Source organism: Mesorhizobium sp. WSM3866 (assembly GCF_002294795.1).
Classification (GTDB): Bacteria; Pseudomonadota; Alphaproteobacteria; order Rhizobiales; family Rhizobiaceae; genus Mesorhizobium.
In genome coordinates this window covers 34720-58044 of record NZ_NSGC01000020.1, presented here as the reverse complement: position 1 = coordinate 58044, position 23325 = coordinate 34720, and the positions used below count along the sequence as shown (strand labels likewise).

The 23325-nt window shown below is 63.7% G+C and carries 22 protein-coding genes; 14 read left to right on the top strand and 8 right to left on the bottom strand.

Features of this window, described 5'->3' with window-relative positions; genetic code table 11:
* Positions 1 to 13 precede the first annotated feature (13 nt).
* A complete protein-coding gene (locus CK222_RS28720) occupies positions 14 to 1213 on the top strand; it encodes an ROK family protein (protein ID WP_095802648.1) in 1200 nt (399 codons plus the stop codon).
* Positions 1214 to 1431: 218 nt separating this feature from the next.
* Here the strand turns inward: CK222_RS28720 and CK222_RS28715 are convergent, their stop codons facing one another.
* The 5 genes from CK222_RS28715 to CK222_RS28695 all read right to left on the bottom strand — a co-directional run bounded on the left by CK222_RS28715 (position 1432) and on the right by CK222_RS28695 (position 6650).
* On the bottom strand, positions 1432 to 1893 hold the full coding sequence (locus CK222_RS28715) for a phasin (protein WP_095802647.1): 462 nt from the start codon (positions 1891 to 1893) through the stop codon (positions 1432 to 1434).
* Between the two features lie 327 nt (positions 1894 to 2220).
* Positions 2221 to 3498, bottom strand: coding sequence for a 3-oxo-tetronate kinase (gene otnK, locus CK222_RS28710; RefSeq protein ID WP_095802646.1), 1278 nt, complete (start codon positions 3496 to 3498; stop codon positions 2221 to 2223).
* The gene (gene otnI, locus CK222_RS28705) at positions 3495 to 4304 is read right to left on the bottom strand and encodes a 2-oxo-tetronate isomerase (RefSeq protein WP_095802645.1); all 810 of its coding nucleotides are present in this window, start codon (positions 4302 to 4304) and stop codon (positions 3495 to 3497) included. The genes otnK and otnI overlap by 4 nt, the downstream gene beginning before the upstream one ends.
* A 28-nt stretch (positions 4305 to 4332) precedes the next feature.
* Positions 4333 to 5304, bottom strand: a complete 972-nt coding sequence (ltnD, locus tag CK222_RS28700; RefSeq protein ID WP_095802644.1) for an L-threonate dehydrogenase — start codon at positions 5302 to 5304, stop codon at positions 4333 to 4335.
* Positions 5305 to 5336: 32 nt separating this feature from the next.
* Positions 5337 to 6650: an MFS transporter gene (locus CK222_RS28695; protein WP_067320488.1), complete on the bottom strand. Its 1314-nt coding sequence runs from the start codon at positions 6648 to 6650 to the stop codon at positions 5337 to 5339.
* 220 nt (positions 6651 to 6870) lie between these two features.
* Here CK222_RS28695 and CK222_RS28690 point away from each other — a divergent pair, with 220 nt between their 5' ends.
* The gene (locus tag CK222_RS28690; protein WP_245433343.1) at positions 6871 to 7872 is read left to right on the top strand and encodes a LacI family DNA-binding transcriptional regulator; all 1002 of its coding nucleotides are present in this window, start codon (positions 6871 to 6873) and stop codon (positions 7870 to 7872) included.
* Entirely contained in the window at positions 7869 to 8534 is a 666-nt protein-coding gene (locus CK222_RS28685; RefSeq protein WP_095802642.1) for an aldolase, read from the top strand. Before CK222_RS28690 ends, CK222_RS28685 begins: the two co-directional genes overlap by 4 nt.
* Positions 8535 to 8715: 181 nt before the next feature.
* Here the strand turns inward: CK222_RS28685 and CK222_RS28680 are convergent, their stop codons facing one another.
* Positions 8716 to 9234: a MarR family transcriptional regulator gene (locus CK222_RS28680; protein WP_067320497.1), complete on the bottom strand. Its 519-nt coding sequence runs from the start codon at positions 9232 to 9234 to the stop codon at positions 8716 to 8718.
* 92 nt (positions 9235 to 9326) lie between these two features.
* On the opposite strand from CK222_RS28680, the gene CK222_RS28675 reads away from it, so the two are divergent.
* Both CK222_RS28675 and CK222_RS28670 read left to right on the top strand, forming a co-directional pair.
* Positions 9327 to 10796 (top strand): MFS transporter, encoded by a 1470-nt coding sequence (locus tag CK222_RS28675; protein ID WP_245433341.1) that lies wholly within the window; start codon positions 9327 to 9329, stop codon positions 10794 to 10796.
* A gap of 292 nt (positions 10797 to 11088) precedes the next feature.
* Positions 11089 to 12090, top strand: a complete 1002-nt coding sequence (locus CK222_RS28670) for an MBL fold metallo-hydrolase (RefSeq protein ID WP_245433340.1) — start codon at positions 11089 to 11091, stop codon at positions 12088 to 12090.
* 72 nt (positions 12091 to 12162) lie between these two features.
* Here the strand turns inward: CK222_RS28670 and CK222_RS28665 are convergent, their stop codons facing one another.
* Complete coding sequence (locus CK222_RS28665; RefSeq protein WP_245433338.1) at positions 12163 to 13110, bottom strand: LysR family transcriptional regulator; 948 nt, start codon at positions 13108 to 13110, stop codon at positions 12163 to 12165.
* A 94-nt stretch (positions 13111 to 13204) separates the two neighbouring features.
* On the opposite strand from CK222_RS28665, the gene CK222_RS28660 reads away from it, so the two are divergent.
* The 5 genes from CK222_RS28660 (at position 13205) to CK222_RS28640 (ending at position 17568) form a co-directional block, all read left to right on the top strand.
* Positions 13205 to 13951 carry an RraA family protein gene (locus CK222_RS28660; protein WP_095802639.1) on the top strand — a complete coding sequence of 249 codons (747 nt, stop codon included), beginning with the start codon at positions 13205 to 13207 and terminating at the stop codon, positions 13949 to 13951.
* 58 nt (positions 13952 to 14009) lie between these two features.
* Complete coding sequence (locus CK222_RS28655; RefSeq protein ID WP_347404274.1) at positions 14010 to 14954, top strand: D-2-hydroxyacid dehydrogenase family protein; 945 nt, start codon at positions 14010 to 14012, stop codon at positions 14952 to 14954.
* Position 14955: 1 nt separating this feature from the next.
* The gene (locus CK222_RS28650; RefSeq protein WP_066994728.1) at positions 14956 to 15744 is read left to right on the top strand and encodes an SDR family oxidoreductase; all 789 of its coding nucleotides are present in this window, start codon (positions 14956 to 14958) and stop codon (positions 15742 to 15744) included.
* A 32-nt stretch (positions 15745 to 15776) separates the two neighbouring features.
* The gene (locus tag CK222_RS28645; protein ID WP_095802637.1) at positions 15777 to 17093 is read left to right on the top strand and encodes an MFS transporter; all 1317 of its coding nucleotides are present in this window, start codon (positions 15777 to 15779) and stop codon (positions 17091 to 17093) included.
* A 94-nt stretch (positions 17094 to 17187) separates the two neighbouring features.
* Positions 17188 to 17568 carry a RidA family protein gene (locus CK222_RS28640; RefSeq protein ID WP_095802636.1) on the top strand — a complete coding sequence of 127 codons (381 nt, stop codon included), beginning with the start codon at positions 17188 to 17190 and terminating at the stop codon, positions 17566 to 17568.
* A 196-nt stretch (positions 17569 to 17764) separates the two neighbouring features.
* On the opposite strand, the gene CK222_RS28635 is transcribed toward CK222_RS28640, so the two are convergent.
* The gene (locus CK222_RS28635) at positions 17765 to 18478 is read right to left on the bottom strand and encodes an FCD domain-containing protein (RefSeq protein WP_095802635.1); all 714 of its coding nucleotides are present in this window, start codon (positions 18476 to 18478) and stop codon (positions 17765 to 17767) included.
* 183 nt (positions 18479 to 18661) lie between these two features.
* On the opposite strand from CK222_RS28635, the gene CK222_RS28630 reads away from it, so the two are divergent.
* The 4 genes from CK222_RS28630 (at position 18662) to CK222_RS28615 (ending at position 23277) form a co-directional block, all read left to right on the top strand.
* The gene (locus CK222_RS28630; protein ID WP_095802654.1) at positions 18662 to 19597 is read left to right on the top strand and encodes a 2-dehydropantoate 2-reductase; all 936 of its coding nucleotides are present in this window, start codon (positions 18662 to 18664) and stop codon (positions 19595 to 19597) included.
* Positions 19598 to 19633: 36 nt separating this feature from the next.
* Positions 19634 to 21160 (top strand): sugar ABC transporter ATP-binding protein, encoded by a 1527-nt coding sequence (locus tag CK222_RS28625; RefSeq protein ID WP_095802634.1) that lies wholly within the window; start codon positions 19634 to 19636, stop codon positions 21158 to 21160.
* 2 nt (positions 21161 to 21162) lie between these two features.
* Positions 21163 to 22176 (top strand): ABC transporter permease, encoded by a 1014-nt coding sequence (locus tag CK222_RS28620; RefSeq protein WP_245433337.1) that lies wholly within the window; start codon positions 21163 to 21165, stop codon positions 22174 to 22176.
* Positions 22177 to 22257: 81 nt separating this feature from the next.
* Positions 22258 to 23277 (top strand): substrate-binding domain-containing protein, encoded by a 1020-nt coding sequence (locus CK222_RS28615; RefSeq protein ID WP_095802632.1) that lies wholly within the window; start codon positions 22258 to 22260, stop codon positions 23275 to 23277.
* The last annotated feature ends 48 nt before the right edge of the window (positions 23278 to 23325 follow it).

The window sequence follows — 23325 nt, the reverse complement described above, 5'->3', positions numbered from 1 at the left end:
TTATGAGGCAGGAATGAAGCTCAAAGGCGATCAGCAAACGGCCCGCGCGATCAACCGGCGGCTGATCCTGAACCTGCTGCGAAGGCAAGGTGCTATAAGCCGCGCCGAAATCGCCTCTGTTACGGGCCTCAGCCCCGCGGCGGTGACGTTCGTCGTGTCTGAATTGCTCGAGGAAAATATTCTGGTGGAAGGGGAGGCGAGTCTTGGCGCGCCGGGACGTCGACCTATCCCGATCAATATAAACTACGCCGGCAGGCTTGTGGCCGGGCTCAAGCTGAAGGTAGGCGGCATCGATTGTGTGCTGACCGATCTTGCCACGACTCCACTTGTTACGAAGCAGGTCGTTGTCCCCGATCTGTCGCCACAAAGTACGGTGGAGGCCTGCGCCTCGGCAGTCGAGGAGCTGGTTTCCGACCGCAGGGCACCGACAGGCGCCCAGCTCAGCGGGATCGGCATCGCTGTACCAGGCGTCATCGATAACGGTGTCTGCCGGTTGAGCCACCGGTTCAATTGGGCCGATGTGCCGATCGCTGCGATGCTTGCCGAACGCGTGCGCGTACCCGTCTGGGCGGACGACGACACCAACGCATTTGCGCTCGCGCAACAATTGTTCGGACTTGGCCGGCATCATCGCACCGTCGGGGCCCTGGCCATCGGGGCCGGCATCAGCTGCGCGGTGGTCATCGATGGCTCTGTCCATCACGGCGCGAATGGCGCCGCGGGCAAGATGGGTCACTCGACATACGATCCGAACGGGCCGCCATGCGAGTGTGGCAGGCGCGGTTGCCTGCAGACCTTCTTCTCGGAACCGGCCCTGGTGCGGCGATGGAAGGAGGCCAGGCGACTCGCTGGTGAAGTGACGCGCCACGACATGCTGAACGCGGCCAAGACTGGAGACCGGGCAGCCATAGACCTGCTGCAGGAGGCAGGCGAGGGGATTGGACGATACCTGGGCGGTTTCTGCAATATCATCGATCCGGAAGTGATTGTCGGCGGGGGCGAAGCCGTCACCTTTGGCGACTATCTGTTCGGGCCAATGCGCGATGCATTGAAGCGTTATGCCATGTGGAACCCGCCACCGATTACACCCGATTGGGCAGACGATTCCTGGGCGCGTGGCGCCGCGGCGCTTGCGACCCAAAGGCTCTTCGACTTCGAAAGCAGCCCCGGAGAAATCGCCGGCACTGGGCTGCAACAATCAATGGTCAAGTAGCTGCAGGACCAAAGCGGCGTCCTCGTCCCGATTTCGGGCCTTCGTCACTGCGGACCTATTCCGTAGCCAACTGTTTGGAAAAGCGATGCTTGGCCGAGAGTTGCGATTTGTGCAAAGGACGCCGGCCGAATGGAAGAAGACCGGCGCGAGTGTGCCGGTCTTGATGTCGTAACGAGCAGAGGAGGTCGGCGACCTCCGGCCTCGGATTGCCTGAGCAGTCAAGCGGCCTTGAGGTTCTTCAAAGCCTTTTCGAAGGCATCCTTGATCGGCTTGGATACGTCTTCGGTGGCTCTCAACATCACCGCCTGCAGGGTCTTGGCCTGCTCGACGGAAGTGTCGATCTGTTTGTTCACGAAAGCGGCCTGCAGCTCGAAGAACTCGGACGGCGACTTCACGGCAACCAGTGCTTCCAGGTGAGCGAAGCCGGCTTCGGCATTGGCTCGCAGAGCTGCAATCGTCTTCAGCGACACCTCGTTGCGGGTGGTCTTGGCCACCTCAAGGGTCGACTCAAAAGCCTTTTGAGTCGTCTCGGCGTTCGATTCCAATTTGGAAAATGCTTCCTTCGCCTGCTCAATGCCCTGTTCGGCGACAGCGCGAACCTGCTCGGTAACCTTGTACGGCTCGTAAGTAGCGGATTCCGCGTTTTCGATCGTTTCGGTCTTGCCGGGGATCTTGGACATTTTCCATCCTTTTCCAGAGAGTGGCATTACACAAAGCCCCCCTGTTTCATCTACGAAATCGACACTACGGATTTATGAAGGGGCGAATTGTCGCTCGAGGGCACCACTGCGGCGGCCGGCGCGCTGGCGGCAGCGATCGGTGCAGGTCGTAGTGGCTGCCGTCATTCGGCAGGTCCGCCGGGCGCGAGATTGTGCATCACCGTCTTCGACCAAAAATCAGTCATTCGGTTGATGGCGCAGGAGCGGCCTCTTCGCAATCCACCGCCGCCATTCGACCCTGGCGCAACCTTCTCAGTTATCCTTGGACAGCCAAGACCCCGTCACTCCTCATGCCAAAACGGCCAAGGCGTCCGCGAAGAAACGGTCGCCACCGAAATTGCCTGACTTCAGGGCAAGCAGCAGCTCGCCGTGCGGGCTGCCGAGTGCACGCAGCGCGGGGACACCCGCGGCGATTTCGGGGCCCAACTCGAAGGCGGGAATGGCAAGCTGGTCCACGACGGCGCCGGACGTCTCGCCGCCTGCCACGACCAACCTGCGCACGCCGAGTTCGACCAGACCTTCGGCGATCGTCGCCAGCGACTGCTCGATCGCATGACCGGCAGCCTCACGTCCATGCCGCGCCTGCAGCGCCGAAACCACCTCGGGCGATCCACTGCTGGCGATGAGCACGGGGCCATCGGCCAAGCGGGCGGCCGCCCATGCGAGCGCACGGTGCGTCTCCGCCGCTCCGCTCATCAGCCTTTCCGGATCGAGCCTCAGCACCGGCGTCGTCTCTTCGGCGCGGGCAATCTGCGTCAGGGTCGCCCGCGAACAGCTGCCGGCCAAGCACGCCGCGGGCCCCTTGGCCGGCCGATCCCGCAGCACCGTCCGTTGATGGCGCTGCGCGGTGCCGGCGGCGACCAGGCCGCGGGCGAGACCCAATCCCAGGCCGGACGCTCCGACCGACAGGCGTTGTGCCAAGGCTGCGGCGCCGATCGCTTCAAGATCGCTCTCGAAGACGGCGTCGGCGATCGCCGCTCCGGCCCCATCCTGGGAAATCGCCGCGTTGCGCGCGCGGATCGCGTCCGCGCCGCGCGCGACCGTCGCGAGGTCGATCGACCCGACCGCTGCCATGCTCTGCCGGGCGAGTACGCGCACCAGATTGGCATCGCGCATGGGATTGAGCGGGTGATCCTTGAGCGGACTCTCGTTGAGCGGCACCGCGCCGACGAAAAGATTCCCCCGGTAGACGGTTCGGCCGGTTTCCGGAAAGGCCGGCGTCACCAAAACCGATTTCTCGTTCACGTCGTGACGCAAGGCGTCCAGCACCGGGCCGATATTGCCAGCATCGGTGGAATCGAAGGTCGAGCAGATCTTGTACATCACATGCGCTGCCCCGCGGGCGCGCAGCCATTGGTCGGCCGCGCGGGCGCGCTCCACCGCCTGCGCTGCGGCAACCGAACGGATCTTGAGCGAGACGACAACCGCGTCGACCTCGGGAAGATCGAGACCTGCGGCCGGAACGCCGATGGTTTGAACCGTGCGCAGGCCTTCCTTGGCGAGCGTGTTGGCCAGGTCGGACGCGCCTGTGTAGTCGTCCGCAATTGCGCCGAGGGCGAGGCTCATGGCGAAACTCCGATGCCAGCCTGGGGAAGGGGCTCGCCGGCAAAGGGGGCGAACCAGCCGAGCCCCTCAAGTGTCGTGCCGCTGGGCCGATATTCGCAACCGACGAAACCATCATAGCCCAGCCGGTCCAGTTCCGCGAAGATGAACCGGTCGTTGAGCTCTTCCGAAGTCGGCTCATGGCGGGAGGGCACGCTTGCGATCTGGACATGGCCAATGATCGGCAGCAGCCGGCGCAACGCCATGACGACATCGCCGTGCAGGATCTGGCGGTGGTAGACATCGAACTGCAGCTTGAGATTGGGCAGGGCCAGTTCGCCGATGAGCTGCTCGGCAAAGTCGAAGTCATTGAGGAAATAGCCCGGCATGTCGCGGCCATTGATTGGTTCGATCACCAGGTCGATGCCGCGATCGGCAAGCTTGCCGGCGGTCCAGATGATCGCTTTGCGATAGGTATCCACGGCCGCCCTGTCCTCGCGAGCGGCGAGCCCCGACATCAAATGCAGACGCTTCACGCCCGTGGCCTCCGCGTAGGGAAGGGCAAATGCCACGGCGGCCTGGAGCTCGGCAAATCGATCGGGCAAGGCGGCCAATCCTCGCTCGCCGGCGGCCCAATCGCCAGGCGGCAAATTGAACAGAGCCTGGGTCAAACCGTATCTGCGAAGGCGCTCGCCGATCGCCTCGGGCGTGTGCTCGTAAGGAAACAGGAATTCGACCACACGGAAGCCGGCATCGGCGGCCGCCTGGAACCGATCCAGGAACGGCCACTCGCTGAACATCATTGTCAGGTTGGCGGCAAAGCGGGGCATGGGCGATCCAGTCTTCCTCAGGCCGATGTCAGGCCGATGTCAGGCCGGTTTGGCCAGGTTCGCGGGTGGCGGGCAGTTCGGTGCCGGTGATCTTTGCGTAGAGCCGGGCGACGGATGCGTCGTCGTCCCGGCCCATTCCAGCCGCCGAGGTCGCCAGGAACATCTGTAGCGCGGCCGCGGCCACCGGCACCGGGAATTTGGCGCTGCGGGCCATATCCTGAATGATGCCGAGGTCCTTGACGAAGATGTCGACCGCGCTGCGCGGTGTGTAGTCGCCGTCCAGCACGTGCGGCACCCGGTTCTCGAACATCCACGAATTGCCTGCGGAGGCAGTTATCACCTCGTAGACCTTGCGGATGTCCAGCCCTTGCCGGGCGGCAAATGCGATGGCTTCGCTGGCCGCCGCTATGTGCACGCCAGCAAGCAACTGGTTGATCATCTTGAAGGCTGCACCAACGCCCGGCTCGTCACCGAGTTCATAGACGTTGGTGGCTATTGCATCCAGTGCCGGCCGCGCTCTGGCGAAGGCGGCAGGGCTGCCGGAGGCCAGAATGGTGAGCGCACCCTCGGCGGCGCGCACCGACCCGCCGCTGATCGGCGCGTCGAGATAGAGCCGTCCCGTCGCTTCGAGCGGCGTGGCAAGGCGGCGCACCGCATCGGGATCGATCGTGGCCGAGGAGACGAAAACCGCGCCCTCGGCCATGGTTTCGGCGACGCCGTTCGTACCGAACAGGATGGCCTCCGTTTGCGCGGCGTTGACGACCACCGACACGACGACGTCGGCACCTTCAGCGGCCTCGGCGGGGCTTGCCGCGCCTCGGCCGCCCGCGTCGACGAGCCGGGCGATCGCCGCGGCGTCCACGTCGAAGCCAGCCACTTCAAACCCGGCCCGCCTGAGCGACATGGCCATGCCAAGTCCCATGGAACCGATGCCGATCAGGGCGGCCCGGTTCTTCCTTGCTCCGGCGGGGTTTTCCTTGCTTCGATCATAAACGGTCATCACGGAGATCCTTGTTCGAAACGCAATCCGGTTTAGCGATTGACCAGCTTGGGTGGCGTCGTCAGCACCAGGACCGCGCCGAGCACCAGGATTGCGGCGAGCGCATACATGCCGACCTGCGTTGCGCCGGTCAAATCCTTCAGGTAGCCGACGAGATACGGGCTAACAAAGCCGGCCAGGTTGCCGACCGAATTGATGAGCGCAATGCCTGCCGCGGCACCTGTCCCGGCGAGAAATGAGGTCGGCAGCGACCAGAACAGCGGCGCACAGGTGATCGCTCCGGCCGCTGCAACGGACAGGAAGGCGATGGCGATCGTCAGATTCGAGCTTGCGGCCGCGACGACGAAACCGACGGCGCCGAGCAGCGCCGGAACGACCAGGTGCCAACGGCGCTCGCGATGCCTGTCAGCGCTGCGGCCGAACAGATTCATGACCACGACGGCACAGATGAAGGGGATCGCGCTGATCAGTCCGATATTGAAGTTTCCGGTGATGCCGGTCGCCTTGACCAGGGTCGGCATCCAGAAGGTCAGCCCGTACTGGCCCATCACGAAGGTGAAGTAGATCAGGCACATCAGCCAAACTCGGCGATCGCGGAAGATACCGGCTACCGAATGCCCACTCTCCTTGTGACGCTCCTCGCGTGCGATCTCCTCTTCCAGGGCCTGCTTTTCCGTTTCGCTCAGCCACTTGGCCTGACGAATGCCGTTGTCGAGGAAGAACAAGACAGCGATGCCGAGAAGGACGGCTGGAACCGCCTCGATAAGAAACATCCATTGCCATCCGGCGAGGCCGTGGGCGCCATCGAACGAATCCATGATCCAGCCGGAAAGAGGATTGCCCAATATGCCTGAGACCGGGATCGCGGACATGAACACCGCGATGATCTTGGCCCGGCGATGCGAGGGATACCAGTAGGTGAGGAAAAGGATGATCCCCGGGTAGAACCCGGCTTCGGCGACGCCCAGCAGAAAGCGCAACAGGTAGAATGTCGGGGCGGACGTGACGAACATGAAGCCAGCTGAGATCAAACCCCAGGTGATCATGATGCGCGCGATCCACATGCGCGCGCCGACCTTGTGAAGAATGACGTTGCTTGGCACCTCGAACAGGAAATAGCCGATGAAGAAGATGCCGGCGCCGAGGCCGTAGACGGTCTCGCTGAAGCCGAGGTCGGCCGACATCTGCAGCTTGGCGAAGCCGATGTTGACGCGGTCGAGATAGGCAACGACGTAGCACAGCATCAGGAACGGCACGATGCGCCAGAAGACCTTGCTGTAGGCGGTTCTCCTCGTTTCGATTTCAGCTACGGCTTGCGCCGGTAGCGCAGGTGTAAGCACGGTCATTGGTTCCTCCCTTGACTGTGAATGGGGTGTCAGCGCGCCCTCCGATAGCGGCTTTGGCAGCGATTGCGTAACTGGGTAACATGGGTTGGCAGCGCTGCCAACGAAAAAGTGGCAGCGCTGCCAACAATCGTTTGAAAAGGTTGCCGCGACATGGCAAAAGAGGATGGACGGAGGCGAGGACGGTCCAGTGCGACGTCGCGCTCCATCAGGGAGATCGAAAGTGGCCGACGGCACGCCGACGGGGACGACGACGCTTACCGATGTCGCACGCGCGGCCGGCGTCGGCGAGAGCACCGCCTCGCGCGTGTTGCGCGGGCACGGTTCATTTTCGGCCAAGACACGCGAGAGCGTCCTCAATGCCGCGAGAAGCCTCGGCTATGTGCCGAACCGCATCGCCGGCACGCTGGCCTCGACCGGCTCCAAGCTGGTCGGGATCGTGATCCCGTCGCTCAGCAACATCGTCTTTCCGGACATGCTGCGCGGCGCCAACACGGTGCTGGTGGGCTCCGGATTCCAGCCTGTCGTCGCGGTGACGGACTACGAACAGGGCCGCGAGGAAACTCTCATCGAGTCGCTGCTTAGCTGGCGTCCGGCGGGTATGATGGTGGCCGGGCTCGAACACACCGAGCGTACCGTGGCCATGCTCAGGCACGCCCGCATCAGGGTCGCCGAACTGCTCGATTCCGATGGCGATGGCATCGACATCGTCGTCGGTTATTCCAACCGCGAGGCGGGAGGCGCGAGCGCGCGTCATCTGGTCTCGCGCGGCTATCGGCGCATCGGCTATGTGGGCCACGATCTCAGCCGCGATCTGCGCGCCGCCAAACGCTTGGCCGGATTTCGCTCGGCGCTCGCAGAGGCAGGCCTTGAAGTCGCCGCGGAAGAAATCATTCCCTCATCTTCGTCGATCGAGGCCGGGCGCGACGGTCTCGGCCGGCTGCTCGGGCGCGCCCCCGATCTCGATGCCGCCTATTTCTCTAACGACGACATGGCGATTGGCGGTTATTTCCATTGCCTTGCCCGCGGCATCGCCATTCCCGGCCGGTTGGCGATTTTCGGCTATAACGGCCTGGACGTCGCACGCGCGGCGCCGCAACCGCTTTCCACCATCCGGACGCCACGCGCCGCGGTCGGAGAGACCGGTGCTCGGCTGGTCTGCTCCGACGGGCCGCCGACGAAGATCGATCTCGGGTTCGAACTGATCGAGGGAGCCACAACATGAGCGAGGCCAAAGTTCGCGAAGAGATATGCCGCTTCGGCCGTTCCCTATTCGAGCGCGGGCTGACACCGGGATCATCGGGCAATATCAGTCTGCGGCTCGATGACGGCGGCTGGCTTGTGACGCCGACCAACGCATCGTTGGGCTTTCTCGATCCGGCTCGCCTTGCCAGGCTCGACGCGCAAGGGCAACTCGTCGCGGGCGATGCGCCGACCAAGGAAATCCCCCTGCATACCGCCCTCTACGAGACGCGGGCAGCAGCGCGTGCGATTGTGCACCTGCACTCCACCCATGCGGTGGCCGTCACCATGCTTCCCGAGATCGATCCCAAGTCGGTCCTGCCGCCAATGACGCCGTACTATCTCATGCGCGCCGGACAGACGGCTTTGGTGCCATATTTCCGTCCCGGAGACCCTGCGGTAGCTGATGCAATCAAAGGGCTCGCCGGACGCTACTCTTCGGTGCTGCTCGCCAACCATGGTCCCGTCGTCGCGGGCGAGACGCTCGAGGCAGCGGTATTCGCTACCGAAGAGCTGGAGGAAACGGCAAAGCTCTATCTGCTTCTGCGCGGCCTCAACCCCCGCTACCTGTCACCGGAGCAGGTCAGCGACCTGGTGCGGACTTTTGGGCTCTCGCTGCAGGAGCATGGTGCGCACGACCACTGAGACCCGATTTCGACCTTCGTGAGGCGCTCCTGGATTGCATAGGTTGGGGGGTATTACCTGAGCATGTTGCTAAGGGCGTGCGCTTGTTGAAGATGTCCTGACGGCCGGCAGCCTTACGAGATACAGGGCTGGCTGCTACCGAGTTGCGGTCGAGATTGCTTCTCTCTCGCGCTGTTCGGCACTAGACGTTCCGGCGGCGGGCGGACATTCGCCCCGGACCGTCGCTGTCTATCGGTCGCGTTGCGGTCAGGCCGGCTTCGATGGATCTGAGAAGCTCAAGCGCGGCATTGAGCTTGCGTGTGTCGCCGCCGGCGGCCTCGGATACGGCAGTTGCCCACTCCTTGCGCACCAGGGCGTAATTGTGGGCTCCCCGCCGGGTGCGATGGACGCTGACGCCCCGGCGATCTTGCGGGTCGACATGGCGCTCGATCAGCCCCTTGCCTTCCAGGTCGCGCAGCACGGTGGAAACATTGGTGCGCTGCAGCCCGGTCGCCGTCGCGATCTGGCTGGGCGTTGCGGAAGCGTGCGCAACCAGGTGGCGCATCACCATGCCCTCCGATTGCGACAGCGACAGCGCTTTCTCGTCCCTGTAACCGCGAAACTGAATCTCACGGGCAATGATGAGGATGAGGTCGGCCAGGTCCGCCCAGCGAACAGCCGGGGGAGCTTTGCGTGCGGACGAGTCCGGATCGGTTTCCATGGGGCGCAGTTTACAGACTTCCAGCGTCTATGTATATGAGCATAATCGTTATGATAACATAACTATGGCTTCATACGCATCTGGAGGTTCGGATGACCAACTCGACAATCGCCGCCGGGCAAGCTTGGCACACACCTCGTTCCATGGCCCGCGCCGGCGGGCTGCACGGGATTGGCGTGTACGTTCTGCTCGCCGGCGCCTTCCTGCCGATCGCCGACTTTTTCATCGTCAACGTGGCGCTGCCGACCATCGCCACCTCGCTGCAGGCGACGCCGGCCGCACTTGAGCTGGTGGTTTCAGTCTATGGTGTGGCTTACGCCGCCATGCTCGTTCTCGGCGGCAGGCTGGGCGATCGTTTTGGACGCCATAGCCTGTTCTTGGTCGGGCTCTCCGGGTTTATCCTCGCCTCTCTCGCCTGTGGTCTGGCACCCACCATCGATCTCCTTATCGCCGCGCGCCTGGTCCAGGGCGCAATGGCGGCGATGCTCGTGCCGCAGGTGCTTGCGACCTTCCAGGCCACCCTGGAAGGCGAACGCAAGACCCGGGCCATCGCGCTTTACGGCGCCACCTCGGGCATCGCCGCGGTTGTCGGCCAACTCGCCGGCGGACTGCTGGTCAGCGCCAATCTGTTCGGCACGTCCTGGCGGCCGATCTTCCTGATCAACATCCCGCTCGGCGTCATGGTGTTCTTCGCCTCGCGGGCGGTCGTGCCAGCCAACCGCTCGCCGCACCCCGCGGGCATCGACGTCGCCGGCACTATACTTTTCGCCGCCACGCTGACGGCTCTGCTGGTGCCGCTGACCGAAGGCCATTCGCTCGGCTGGCCGGCATGGACGTGGACAATGCTGGCTGCAGCCGTCTTACTTGCCGTCGCGACGGTCACCGTCGAAAGGGCCGCCGAAGCGCGCGGCGAGATGCCGTTGCTGCCGCCGTCGCTGCTCAAGCTGCCCTCGATGTCGCGCGGCCTGGCCATGATCACGCTGTTCAGCGTCGGCTTCGGCGCCTTCATGTTCGTCTTCGCGCTCACCGTCCAGAACGGACTCGGCGCCAACCCGCTCGAAAGCGGCCTCGCCATCCTGCCGATGGCGGCGATGTTCTTCATCGGTTCAGTGGTCAGCCCGCGCATCATCGGCCGCTTCGGCCGCGGGGCGCTCGCGGCCGGCGGTCTGCTGCAGGCGCTTGGACTGGTCACGTTGATCGCAATCACCGTGTCCAGTTGGCCAACGGTGAGCCTCATCGAATTTGCTGTGCCGCTGGTCGTGATCGGGGCCGGACAATCGATGTTGTTCTCGGGCTTGTTCCGGGCCGTGCTTGCCGATGTCCCCAAGCATCTGGCGGGCGTCGGCAGCGGCGTCCTCATCACCCTACAGCAGTCGGGTCTGGCGCTCGGGGTCGCAACCCTGGGCACGCTCTACCTGACACTGGAGCCGGCGAGCATTTCGCACGCCTTCGGCACGGTCATTGCATGTCAGTTCGTCATTGTCGTCATGCTGGTCCTGTGCACCGGGCTGCTGCCGCGGTTCAACAAGGATCAGGTCGACGCCCAGCCCGTGGAAATGTGATTTCTCAAACAGCGTGGGGACATCACGGCTCTGAGCCGCGAGGGCTGAAGGAAGAGGCCGATCGCGAGCTCTAAGTGGGTAATCATCATCAGTCGTTATTCAACCTGGTGATGATGCAGACGGCGAACTCTGAATTGGACGGCGTAGCCCATCTCGGGAACGCTATGCAAGCAAAACCGGCCTCGGCGCAAATGTTCTCCGCGACGAGAACGAGAGTACCGACGCCGGTCGTGGCCTCGACGAAAGCACATGGAGCTCTGGGATGACCGCCCCTCGCAAGATTCTCGATCACTTGTTCGACGCCACCGGAGGTGCGGAGCCCCGGCTGACCAGCGGCGACATCGTCAGTCCCAGCCGCCGCGCTTTTTTGGCCGCCGGCTGCTTTTGTCTGGCCTGCGGCCTGGCGACGCCGTTGTTCGCGGGCGCATCCATGGCCAAAAGCCAGGCACCTGGGTTCCATCGTTTGACGCTCGGCGATTTTGAGGTAACGGCGCTGTCCGATGGCAGCAATATGCTCGCCGCGACGAAGTTGCTGCAGGGCGACCCGGCGCGGATCGAGGAAGCACTCAAACGCAGCTATCTCGCCGATGTCGTCGAGACGTCGCACAATTCCTTTCTCGTCAATACCGGAGCCAGGCTGGTGCTGATCGATGCCGGTGCCGGCTCCCTGTTAGGCCCTGGCACCGGCCAGCTGCTGAGCAATCTCAGCGCATCAGGCTATCGGCCGGAGCAGATCGATGAGATCTACCTCACGCATCTGCATACAGACCACGTCGGCGGTCTCATGGTCGACGGCCAGAGAGCCTTCCCCAACGCGGTCGTGCGTGTCGAAAAGCGCGACACCGACTACTGGCTGAGCGAGGCAAACATGCACGCGGCTCCCGCTGAAGCGAAGCGGTTTTTTCAGGCCGCCATGGCATCGATCGGGCCATATCTGCAAGCCGGCAAGCTCGCCGTATTCGATGGCAACACCGATCTTGTGCCTGGCGTGCGCGCACAAACCGCCTATGGCCACACACCCGGACATACAATGTATGTGGTCGAGAGCAAGGGCGAGAAGATCGTCCTGTGGGGCGACGTCGTGCATGTCGCCGCGGTACAATTCAAGGACCCGTCCGTCACGATCCAATATGACGCCGACGCATCGGAAGCCGAGCGCGTGCACGAGCGCGCCTTCGCCGATGCGGCTGACAGCGGCTATATCGTTGGCGGCGCCCACATATCGTTTCCTGGGCTTGGCCGTGTCCGGCGCGACGCCGCGAACGTCTACTCATATGTGCCCCTGAACGGTTAGAACTGGTGCCCAAGGGGGGAAGCCAGGTCCATCTGCGCCCACGGCATCCCGGATGTCGCTTCCGCCGTAAGATCATGTCGTTCCCACGAGCGGCGCTTCTCCAACCAGTTGGCCATCGAAGGAGGAACCGCAGGCGTCTGTCACCAGGGCGCGAAACCATTGGTGGGCGGGGTGCTGCTGCAGTCGTTCGTGCCAGATCAGCTTGTAGAGCAGCTTCTCGGTTTCGAACGGCAACTCGCACACCACCAGGTCACGTCCATCCGCAATCGTTCGCCACGGTCCATTGAAGAAGCCTAGCGGCACGCAGGTGATGAGGTCGCTACGCGAGACAATCTTCAGCGCGTCGGCAAAGTGATTGACCACAACGGCGATCGTCCTTGTCCGTCCCGTCAGGCTGAGCCAGCCATCCACCAAGCCGCGTTCCAGACCGGACGGGGTCGCCAAGACGTGTGCCGCGGCCGTGAATCGATCGAGCGTCAGGCAATCGGCCAGGTCATGTCCGCCGCGCATGACGCAAACGTAGCGATCCGTCCACAGGCTCCGTACATGCATTTCTCTTGGCAGCGAGGCAAACATGCCCACGGCGCAGTCAAGGGTGCCGCGATCGATTCCTTCCAGCGAGCCTTCATGGGTATGCACCGCGAAGGAAACGCGGGCGCGCGGCGACGCGGCCTGCAATTTCAGCGTAATTTCGCTGACGCCTTCCATCGCGAGACTGTCGGTGACGGCAAGGCGAAAACTGGTCGCATCCGACGCGGGATCGAACTCGTCGGGCGCGAAAGAAGCGCGAATTGCCGTGAGCGAGCGATGAAGGTCGGGCCACATCGCGACCATGCGAGCGGTGGGCTGGACCCCCGTTGCCGTCTTGAGGAAAAGTTGATCTTTGGTGAGGCGGCGGGCTCGACGCAACGCATTGCTGACCGCCGGCTGGCTCATCGCCAGGCTCGAGGCCGCACGTGTCACATTCCTCTCCAGCATGATGGCCTCAAGGACCGCAATCAGGTTCAGATCAAGGCGCACGTTATTCACTCAGCAAATGATGCATTGGTCGATTCTAAATTGGACGCATTGATGGCGGCAAGCCATCCTGATGCCGCTGATCGGAGGATAAGGCATGAATGATATAGCTCTCGCAGATGTGCTGCCGAAGCTCACCGGCAAGATCAGTCGCGACCGCATTCGACTGATGCGGGTACCGCGCCCGCCGAAGGATCTGATCGACGGCTTCAAGCGGATCGGCGACGCCACCAGCGTCATCTCGGACATCATGGATGAGCTCGGTATCACCGGCGCGGTTGGCGCATCGGTTCTGAAGCCGACCTTGCCTTCGGTGTCGATCGTCGGTCCGGCGCTTACGGTGCGCAACATCCTGCAACGCGAGCATGTCTACGAAACGGCGAAAAACCACGTCAACCGGATGGCCGAGTTCGAGGCCCACAACCTGGCGCTGCCGGGCGACGTTGTGGTGATCGAGGGCGTTGCCGGCGTTTCGAACATGGGCGGAATTTCGGCCCAAACCGGAAAACGGCAGGGCGAGGCCGGAGCAATCGTGGACGGAGGCGTTCGCGACCTCGGGCATTCGCGGCGGGTCGGATATCCGCTTTGGGCCACCGAGATAACGCCTGTCACCGGCAAATGGCGCATCGAGACCGTGGAGATCAACGGCGAAATCCAAGTCGCCGGCGTGCGCGTTGCTCCAGGCGATATCGTCGTTGCGGACGAAACCGGCGTCTGCTTCATCCCGATTGCCCGGGCCGCCGAAGTTCTGGCAAAGGCGCTGAGGAAGTCGGCGCTTGAAGAGGCCAAGTGCGAAGCAATCGACGCCGGTACCTCCGTTGCGGATCTGCCGGGCAATGCATGAGGCGATAGGTCACCCCGTGAGAAAGCTTCGCGTCGCCATCATCAACGACTACCAGGACGTGGTCCGCACGCTGGACTGCTTCTCCAGGCTGGACGGCCACGACGTCACGATCTGGACCGATATCATCGAGGATGTCGACATTCTGGCAGGTCGCCTGGCGGAGGCGGACGTCCTGGTGCTGATGCGCGAGCGCACCAAGATCGACGAAGCTTTGCTGAGCCGCCTTCCCAAGCTGAAACTCATCAGCCAGAACGGCCACATTCCCCACATCGATCTGGCGGCCTGCGACAGGCACGGTGTCGTCGTTTCGTCCGCTCTGACGTCGCGTCCGTCCTATTCGACCGTCGAACTCACCTGGGGGCTGATTCTTGCGGCGATGCGAAACATTCCTTTCGAGAGCGCGTCGCTGCGGCAAGGCCGTTGGCAGACCACCATAGGCCTCGGCCTGCGCGGCCGCGTCCTCGGCATCTATGGTTTCGGCCGCTTAGGCTCGATGGTCGCGCGGATCGGCAAGGCCTTCGGCATGGAGGTGCTGATCTGGGGGCGCCAAGCCTCGTTGGATCGCGCTAAGGCCGAGGGTTTCAGCGTGGCACAGGACATGGCGTCCCTGTTCAGGCTGTCGGATGTTCTCAGCTTGCATCTGCGGCTGAATGCCGAGACCACCGGCGCGATTGGGCCTGACGACCTGGCCTTAATGAAGCCGACGGCTTTGCTTGTGAACACCAGCCGTGCCGAGTTGATCCAGCCGGGGGCTTTGGTGGCGGCGCTGAAGAGCGGTCGCCCCGGCAACGCGGCGGTCGACGTGTTCGAACGCGAGCCGCTCACCAATCCGGATGACGCCCTGCTCAGGCTTCCAAACGCCCTGTGCACGCCACATCTCGGCTATGTCGAGCGCGACAACTACGAGTTTGCGTACGGCAATGCGTTCGACCAGATCGTAGCCTTCGCGGGGGGAACCCCGATCAATATCCACACCGCTGGCGGCCAGAAACAGGATCACTGAAATGAACCTCGAGCTCGACGGGAAAATTGTCCTGATAACCGGGGGCAGCAAGGGAATAGGGCTGGCCTGCGCACGCGCCTTTGCCAGGGAAGGGGCCCGCGTGGTGATTGTGTCACGCAGCCAGGAGAACCTCGACAACGCCAAGAAAAAGCTGGCCGCCGAGGGGCTGTCGGCAACGAGTTTCGCCGCCGATCTGTCGGACGGGCTTGCGGCAAAGGAAATGGTCGCCGCGCTCGAGGAGCAGGTGGGGCCGATCGCGTCCCTGGTCAATTCGGCCGGCGGCGCCAGGAGAGTTGCCCCCGACGAACTGACGCCGGACAAATGGCGTGTCGCGATGGACGCGAAGTTCTTCACCTACATGAACGTCACCGACTACGTCCTGCCGCTGATGGTGGCGCGGGGCGCCGGCACGATCGTCAACATAGTCGGCACCGGCGGCAAGATCGCATCCCCCATGCATTTGCCGGGAGGCGCCGCCAACGCGGCGCTGATGCTCGCCTCGGCGGGGCTGGCAGCGGCGTGGGGGCATGCAGGCGTCAGGGTGAACGTGATCAACCCGGCCGCCACCATGACCGAGCGCTTGCAATTGTCGCTTGAAGTCGAATCCAGGGTGACTGGCAAGACGCCGGAAGAATTGCTGCGGCTGAACGAGCAGCGGATTCCGCTGCGGCGCTACGCAAATCCTGAAGAGGTGGCCGATGCCGCGCTTTTCCTCGCCAGCGCAAGATCCTCCTACGTGACGGGCGCTTCGCTGACCATGGATGGAGGACTTACGCCACTGGTTGTCTAGCCGGCGTCGCATCGAGAAAACGGGAGGAAAAGATGTTCACTTGGTACAGGGAGTTGACGACGCGCGAGCGGAACACCTTCTGGGGCTGTTTCGCCGGTTGGGCCGTCGATGCGATGGATGCGCAGCTCTTCAGCTTCGTGCTGCCGATCCTCATCGCGGCCTGGGGAATGACGACGGCGCAGGCCGGCTATCTGGCCACCGCGACGCTGCTCTCCGCGGCGATCGGAGGGTGGCTCTGCGGCTATCTCGCCGACCGTTTCGGCCGTGCCCGCATCATGCAGTTCACGATCCTTTGGTTCTGCGCCTTCACTTTCCTTGCCGGGTTCGCCCAGGACTTCCAGCAACTGATGGTCTTGCGCATCATGCAGGGGCTGGGCTTCGGCGGCGAGTGGGCGGCCGGTGCGGTCCTCATGGGCGAGATCATCCGCGCCGAACATCGCGGAAAGGCCGTAGGCACCGTCCAGAGCGGATTCGGCATCGGCTGGAGCGCCGCCGCGATACTGGCGGGCGTGGTCCTGGCGCATTTGCCACAGGATTACGGATGGCGCGTGCTGCTGATGATCGGTGTGCTCCCCGGCGTGCTGGTCCTCTATCTGCGCCGCAAGATCGAGGAGCCGGAGATCTTCGTCAAAACGCGCGAGCTCGTCGAGAAGAGCGGCGTTCGGCCCGGGCTGGGTGCGATATTTCAGCCTGACGCCCTGCGCGTGACGATCCTTTCTTCATTGCTGGCATTCGGCGTGATCGGAGTCGGCGGTGCGATCGTCAACTGGCTGCCGACCTTCATGAAGACGGTGCGCGAACTGTCGCCGAGCGCATCTGGATATTACCTGTTCGTGGTGACCGGCGGCTCGTTTTTCGGATTTCTGGCCAGCGCATACCTGGCCGATCGTCTCGGGCGGCGGCGGACGTTTCAGCTTTTTCTCGTATGTTCCTGGCTGATCACCATCGCCTATATGTTCTTGCCGCTCTCCGGCTGGTCGCTGATCATCCTGGGTGCGCCGTTCGGCTTCTTCACCATCGGAAACTATGCCGCGCTCGGCCCATTCTTCACCGAGCTTTTCCCCTCCGCCATCCGCGCCAGCGGTCAGAGCTTCGCCTACAATTTCGGCAAGGCGGCCGGTGCGGCCGCCGTGTCCAGCATCGGAATACTGGGGCAACATATCAGCCTGGCGGAGGCGATCGGCCTTGTCGCGCTGTTGGGCTACAGCATCGCTTTCGTCGCGACCCTGATGCTGCCCGAGACGCGGGGAATCCAGCTGACGTCCGGCTATGAACCTCCCGCGCCGCGTCCCGACACCGGCGTTTCCTCGCCACCCGCGCAAGCCTCGGTTTTGCGCGCGAGACGATAGGTCCCTCCAGCCGCACTCGCGCGCTGTCTCCACTCACTCAGACCAGCCGTTCACGAATTTCCCATGGAACAGATCGCGAAGGATCAGCAGAACCATGCGCAAGAGTATTTCGGTGAAAGGACTGAGCCACAGGCATCCAGTTCCCAATGCCTGCCGGATCGGCAACATGGTGTTCTCGGGGGCAATTCATGGCGTCAGCCCGACCACGCAGGAATTGCCGGCCGGAATGGCGGCTCAGTCGGCCAATGTGTTCGCCAACATGCGTGCCGTCATCGAGGCCGCCGGCGGCAGCGCGGAGGACATCATCAAGGTGGATATCTATCTGCGCGACAGCAGCGACAGGGGCCCCGTCAATGAAGAATGGCTGCGGATGTTTCCAGATTCCGAGTCGCGTCCGGCCAGGCACGTTAGGCCGTTGACACCGGACAGCGCTTCCCTGGTGCAATGCGAATTCGTCGCAGTTATCGAGATCTAGATCCGTCTGCTGTACCCAAACGTTTGCAATTCCTGCGTGAGGTCAGTTCAGGTCGATGCATGCCGGCGCCTGCGGTTGCGCGAGAGCGTGGGGCGCGCCGATATGCTGCAGGTCCGTGCGCCAGCCTTCCCAAGCAGATTGGTGATGTCCCCCCAGCCGGTGAAGTCGTCACCGATGACGCCGATCCGCACAGCTTTCAATCGTGCGTGCGCTGCTGCCAGAAGGTGACGGCAAGCTGCTCGAGATGCGTGCGCATGGCCTGCTCGGCGCGATCGGGATCACGGGCCGCGATGCCGTCATAGATTGCCTTGTGCGCCTCGAACGCCGTCTTTTCCTGCCCCTTTGCCGCAAGGGTCACCGTGCGCTGTTCCTTCAGCCACTCCGAGATCTGGTCGTGCAGCGCGATGAAGACTGGATTGCGCGCCATCTTCGCCAGTTCGAAGTGGAAGGCGATGTCGGTTGAGGTGAAGCGCTCGCGGTCGCCGATCGCTTTCCGGTTGGCTTCGAGCGCAGTCGCCAGCGCCTCGAGGTCCGTGGCCGTCGCGTGCCGGGCGGCCTCGCGCGCCAGCCCAACTTCGAAGAACAGGCGCGCGCCCTGGAAGTAGCGATGTCCCTCCTCGGTCGAAAGCATCTGGCGCACGGCCGGCGCCATGCCGGTGAAGATATGTGAAGCCGTCGCCATCAGCACCTTGGCCCGCGCGCCGTTGGTGAGTTCGACCAGCCCGGCCTTCTGCAGCGAGATCAGCGCCTCGCGGATGGCGGGCCGGCCGACGCCGAAGCGTGTCTGCAGGTCGCGCTCGGGCGGCAGCTGGTCTCCGGGCTTCAGCTTGCCGGACAGGATCTGCGCCTCGAGATGCGAGGCCACGTGCTCGAAGAGCTTCTTGCGTTCTATAACGAGAGGATCGACCATAGACCTTTCATACCATCATACTTGACAACCATGCAACTGCTTGCAAGGATGACCGCAACATAACCAGACAAGGCCGGATCGGCTAGCGGCTGCGCTCGCCGAAAGCGCGTTTCCACAAGATCCTGGAAGCGGCGCCCCCGGCTTTGCCGAAAACAACCCGTGGTGGGACAGGGAGCGAAAGACATGCGGATCGCCATTCTGGGCGGCGGCGGTGCCATGGGCGGCATTTTCGGCGGCTATCTTGCCCGAGCAGGCAACGACGTGACGCTGATCGACGTCTCGACGCCGGCCGTGCGAGCGATCAACGACAACGGCCTAACGATCGAGGAGAAGGACGGTTCCCAACCGGTTATCCGCGTTCCGGCAACAACGGAGCCGTCGAAGGTCGGACCGGTCGACCTGATCATCAATTTCGTCAAATGCTATCACACCGATGCGGCGGTCCGCGCGGCGGCGCCGATGATCTCGGGGGACACGGCGGTGCTCAGCCTGCAGAACGGCTGGGGCAACGCGCCGCGCATCGCCGGCATTGTGGGCGAAGACAAGGTCCTGGTCGGCCTGACTTACCACGGCGGCACGTTGCTCGGCCCCGGCAGGGTGAAGCATCCCGGCGTCGGGATGACCTATATCGGCGAACTGAGCGGCAAGGCGACACCCCGCTTGGACAAGGTGATCGAGACCTTCCGTGCCGCAGAGATCGAAACCACCAGGTCCGAGCGCATCCTAGACGAGGTATGGAAGAAGCTGGCGCTGAACGCCTGCACGCTGCCGGTCGCCGGCCTATTGCATTTCATGTCGCACGAACTGGTCGCCTTCGACGGCACGAAGTCGCTGATGGCGGCAATCCTGAAGGAAGTTGTGGCGGTTGCTAAAGCGCAGGGCATTTCGCTCGACTATGACGAGCGCTGGGCCGCCATAACGGGGTTGCTGGAGAAGGCCGTGGGCGGCAAGGCCTCCATGCTCCAGGACGTCGAGGCGCGGCGCCAGACGGAGATCGAGGTCATCAACGGCGCTATCGTCGACGCCGGCAAGCGCACCGGCGTGGCCACGCCGGTGAATGAAACCATGGTCTGGATGATCCAGGCCAAGCAAGCTCACTACCTTCAGGCGAAGGCATAGCCATGCCGGCCGCACTCGTCAGCGCTTGAGGTCGACATGGCGCCGCGCCTGCAGATCTCGCAGCTTTGCAAGACGTTCCCCGGCGTGCGGGCACTCGACGACGTGTCGATATCGGTTGAGCCCGGTGAAATCCGGGCACTGCTTGGCGAAAACGGTGCCGGCAAGTCCACGCTGGGAAAGATCGTTGCCGGCGTCTACAGCCGCACCAGCGGCGAGGTGCGGCTCGATGACGCCGTACTCGGCGACCTCGACGAGAAGGCCGCGGGCGAGCTGGGCATCGGCATCGTCCATCAGGAAGGCTCGCTGGTGCCGCAGCTGTCGGTCGCGGAAAACATTTTTGCCGGCCGTCAGCCGACAAAATGGTTCGGCCAGGTCGATATCCGGCTGATGCGCGAAAGAGCGCACGCTCTCATCGCCCAGCTCGGCGTCGCCATCGATCCGGCAATGAAAGTGGCATTCCTGTCACCAGCCCAGGCGCAGATCGTCGAGATCGCCAAGGCATTGTCGCGCGAACTGAGGCTGCTGATCCTCGACGAACCGACGGCGGCGCTGACGCTGACCGAAACCGAAAAGCTCTTCGAGATCGTGCGCCGGCTGGCCAGGGATGGCGTTTCGGTCATCTATGTCTCCCACCGCCTGGCCGAGATCTTCGCGCTCTGCGATTCCGTCACGGTGCTCAAGGACGGGCGGCTCGCGGGTACGCGCAAGGTCGCCGAGACGACGACGGACGAGTTGATACGGCTGATGGTCGGGCGCGAGGTTCATCTCACCCGCGCGGCTTCGGCACGGCAAGCGGGACCGGTCGTTTTTGAAGCCGACGGAGTCTCCGCGCCGCCGCTTGTGCGATCGGCTTCGATCACCGTGCGCGCCGGTGAGGTTGTCTGTCTTGCCGGATTGATCGGTTCCGGGCGGAGCGAATTCTGCGAGGCCATTTTTGGCGCCAGGCGCCGCACGGCCGGCGACATCCGGATCGGAGGCGCACCGGTCGACCCTCAGGGCCCGTGGGACGCCAAGCACGCCGGCATCGGCATGGTTCCGGAGGATCGCAAGACGTCGGGTCTCTTCCTCGGGATGGACCTCGTCAACAACATCGCCGCCACCGTGCTTTCGAAGGTCTCGTCCGGCGCCAACTTCTCCAACAGCAAGGCCGAACGGCTCGCAGGCGGTTTCGTCAAAGAGCTGCGCATCGCCACCCCCAGCGTGCGCAAGATCGTCGGCGAGCTTTCGGGCGGCAACCAGCAGAAAGTCCTGCTGGCGAAATGGCTGGCCATGGAGCCGCGCCTGCTCATCGTCGACGAGCCGACGCGCGGCGTCGATGTCGGCGCTCGTTCCGAAATTTACCGCCTGCTGCGCGGACTGGCGGAGAAGGGCGTGGCGCTTCTCGTCGTCTCGTCCGAGCTGCCCGAGGTGCTGGCGCTTGCGGACCGGATCGTCGTGATGGCCGAGGGCCGCACGGTCGGGGAATTGCCGGGCGAGGGGGCGACCGAAGAGCAGGTGCTGCGGCTGGCGACCCGGTTCACATCGTCGGTCGCGAACGTACGCGAGCAAGCGGTTGGAGCATGAGCGTGGCACAGATATCCCAGAACGAAGCGCAGGCCCCGGTCGAACAGCGCGAGGCCCTGCCGCTGCGCATTGTGCGCCGCCTGGCCAACTCGCGTGAGCTGACATTGTTCGTGCTGGTCGTGCTGCTCGCGCTGGCGATGACCATCGTCTATCCGCACAACTTCCCGACCGGGCCGAACATGCGCGCCGTGCTGCTCAATCTGGCACCCGTCGGCATTCTCGTCTGCGGCATGATGCTGCTGATGATCGCCGGCACTTTCGACCTGTCCGTCGGATCGACGCTCGCGCTTTCCGGGGTGTGGGCCGGTGTGGTTGCCGGGTGGTGGGGCTGGCCGGCGGAATCGGCTCTTCTCGTCGGCATTCTGGTTGGCGCGGTTGCCGGCTTGATCAACGGGCTGATCGTCACCCGCATCGGCATCAACGCGCTGATCGCGACGCTCGGCACGCTCACCATCTATCGCAGCCTGACCTATGTGACGGCCGGAACGGGCGTCACGCCGATCTCCGACAGCTTCGCCGAATATGGCCGCGCCGCCGATCCGATCCTGCGCATCCAGTCGCCGTTCTGGGCGATGCTGGTCCTCGTGCTGGTCGGCGGCTGGCTGGTCGCGCGCACCCGCTTCTTCCGCCAGTTCTATTTCGTCGGCGGCAACCCGCGCGCGGCCCAACTGTCCGGGATCCGCGTCGACAGGCTGATCCTCATCGGCTTCATCATAATGGGTGCGCTGGCGGGCATCGCCGGTGTGCTCGGGGCGGCGCGGCTCAACAGCGCTGTTGTCAATGCCGGCGTCGGCATCGAACTCAAGGTCATCACCGCAACGGTCCTTGGCGGCGCCAGCCTCAAGGGCGGCGAGGGCACCATTCTGGGCGGCATTCTCGGCGTGCTTTTTATCGCGCTGATCGAGAACGCCATGATCATCAACGCGGTTGGCGTTTTCTGGCAGGGACTGGTCGTGGGGCTTGTCCTGCTGTTCGCTGTTTCGCTCGACCGCTTCAAGACCGCGGGCCGCGGCTAGGCCCGCGGGAACCGAGGGGAATCCGGCAAGGCCGGTGGACTGCAAAAACTGGGAACAGAACCCAATCAGGGGGAAACGGGAATGCGCTTCATGCTGAAATCGACATTGGTCGCCTTGGGGATAACGACGCTCGCGGCAGCCGTGACGGCACCGGCGCGCGCGCAGGAATCGTCTTTCGGCCCGGCCGACGCGAAGGAAACCTATTACTGGATTTCCAACAAGGCCAACCTGCCGCTCTTCGTGCAATACGACTATGTCGGCATGAAGAAGATCGCCGAGGAGCTCGGCGTCAAGGTGGTTGTGGCCGGCCCGACTGATTTCGACCTGCCAGGCTTCATCGCCGCGGTCGATCAGGTCTGCGCCCAGAAGCCGAACGGCGTGTCCGTGGTGGGCGGCTGGGATCCGTCGCTGACGGAATCGGTCAAGAAGTGCCTGGAGCAGGGCGTCCCCACCGTCGTCGATGACGGCGACCTGCCGGACTCCGGTCGTCTCGCCTATATCGGCACGAACTGGACGCAGGTCGGTGTCGCTCAGGCCAAGAAGATGATGGAGAAGCTGCCCAATGGCGGCAAGCTCGCTATGATGTCGATCATCAACGCTGGTAACATGCGGGAGGCAGTCGCCGGCTTCAAGGCCTATATCGAGGCTAATGGCGGCGGCAAATACAACATCGTCTCCAACGAGGACGACGGCGGCGATGCGCAGAAGGCGGCGCAGGTGACGGCCGCGATCCTCGCTGCCCATCCCGACATCGCCGGCTTAGCGGGCTTCGATTCGGAGTCGGGCGCCGGCATCGTGACCGCGTTGCGCGAGGCCGGCAAGAATCCGGGCGACATCAAGGTAACGGCGATGGAGCAGACGCCGGACTTCTTCAAGACCGCCAAGGAAGGCTGGGTCGACGGCATAGTGGTGCAGAACCGCGAACTGTTCATCTACTACGCGGTCAAGATCCTGCACGACTACAACCACAACGGACTGAAGTCCGCCGGCCTCGGCGCCAGCGACGGTGGCCGCCCGGTTCCGGACACGCTCGACACCGGCGTGCTGCTCGTCACCAAGGACAATGTCGACAAGGTGACGGCCGCGCTCGGCGTCAAGTAATCGACCACCACGCTGAGGGTTCTGCCCTCTTGCCTCCGGCGTTTCATT

Coding starts and splice junctions, on each gene's coding strand:
- CK222_RS28720 (WP_095802648.1), top strand. CDS start 14: ATGAAGCTCAAAGGCGATCAGCAAACGGCCCGCGCGATCAACCGGCGG.
- CK222_RS28715 (WP_095802647.1), bottom strand. CDS start 1,893: ATGTCCAAGATCCCCGGCAAGACCGAAACGATCGAAAACGCGGAATCC.
- otnK (WP_095802646.1), bottom strand. CDS start 3,498: ATGAGCCTCGCCCTCGGCGCAATTGCGGACGACTACACAGGCGCGTCC.
- otnI (WP_095802645.1), bottom strand. CDS start 4,304: ATGCCCCGCTTTGCCGCCAACCTGACAATGATGTTCAGCGAGTGGCCG.
- ltnD (WP_095802644.1), bottom strand. CDS start 5,304: ATGACCGTTTATGATCGAAGCAAGGAAAACCCCGCCGGAGCAAGGAAG.
- CK222_RS28695 (WP_067320488.1), bottom strand. CDS start 6,650: ATGACCGTGCTTACACCTGCGCTACCGGCGCAAGCCGTAGCTGAAATC.
- CK222_RS28685 (WP_095802642.1), top strand. CDS start 7,869: ATGAGCGAGGCCAAAGTTCGCGAAGAGATATGCCGCTTCGGCCGTTCC.
- CK222_RS28680 (WP_067320497.1), bottom strand. CDS start 9,234: ATGGAAACCGATCCGGACTCGTCCGCACGCAAAGCTCCCCCGGCTGTT.
- CK222_RS28675 (WP_245433341.1), top strand. CDS start 9,327: ATGACCAACTCGACAATCGCCGCCGGGCAAGCTTGGCACACACCTCGT.
- CK222_RS28660 (WP_095802639.1), top strand. CDS start 13,205: ATGAATGATATAGCTCTCGCAGATGTGCTGCCGAAGCTCACCGGCAAG.
- CK222_RS28650 (WP_066994728.1), top strand. CDS start 14,956: ATGAACCTCGAGCTCGACGGGAAAATTGTCCTGATAACCGGGGGCAGC.
- CK222_RS28645 (WP_095802637.1), top strand. CDS start 15,777: ATGTTCACTTGGTACAGGGAGTTGACGACGCGCGAGCGGAACACCTTC.
- CK222_RS28640 (WP_095802636.1), top strand. CDS start 17,188: ATGCGCAAGAGTATTTCGGTGAAAGGACTGAGCCACAGGCATCCAGTT.
- CK222_RS28635 (WP_095802635.1), bottom strand. CDS start 18,478: ATGGTCGATCCTCTCGTTATAGAACGCAAGAAGCTCTTCGAGCACGTG.
- CK222_RS28630 (WP_095802654.1), top strand. CDS start 18,662: ATGCGGATCGCCATTCTGGGCGGCGGCGGTGCCATGGGCGGCATTTTC.
- CK222_RS28625 (WP_095802634.1), top strand. CDS start 19,634: ATGGCGCCGCGCCTGCAGATCTCGCAGCTTTGCAAGACGTTCCCCGGC.
- CK222_RS28615 (WP_095802632.1), top strand. CDS start 22,258: ATGCGCTTCATGCTGAAATCGACATTGGTCGCCTTGGGGATAACGACG.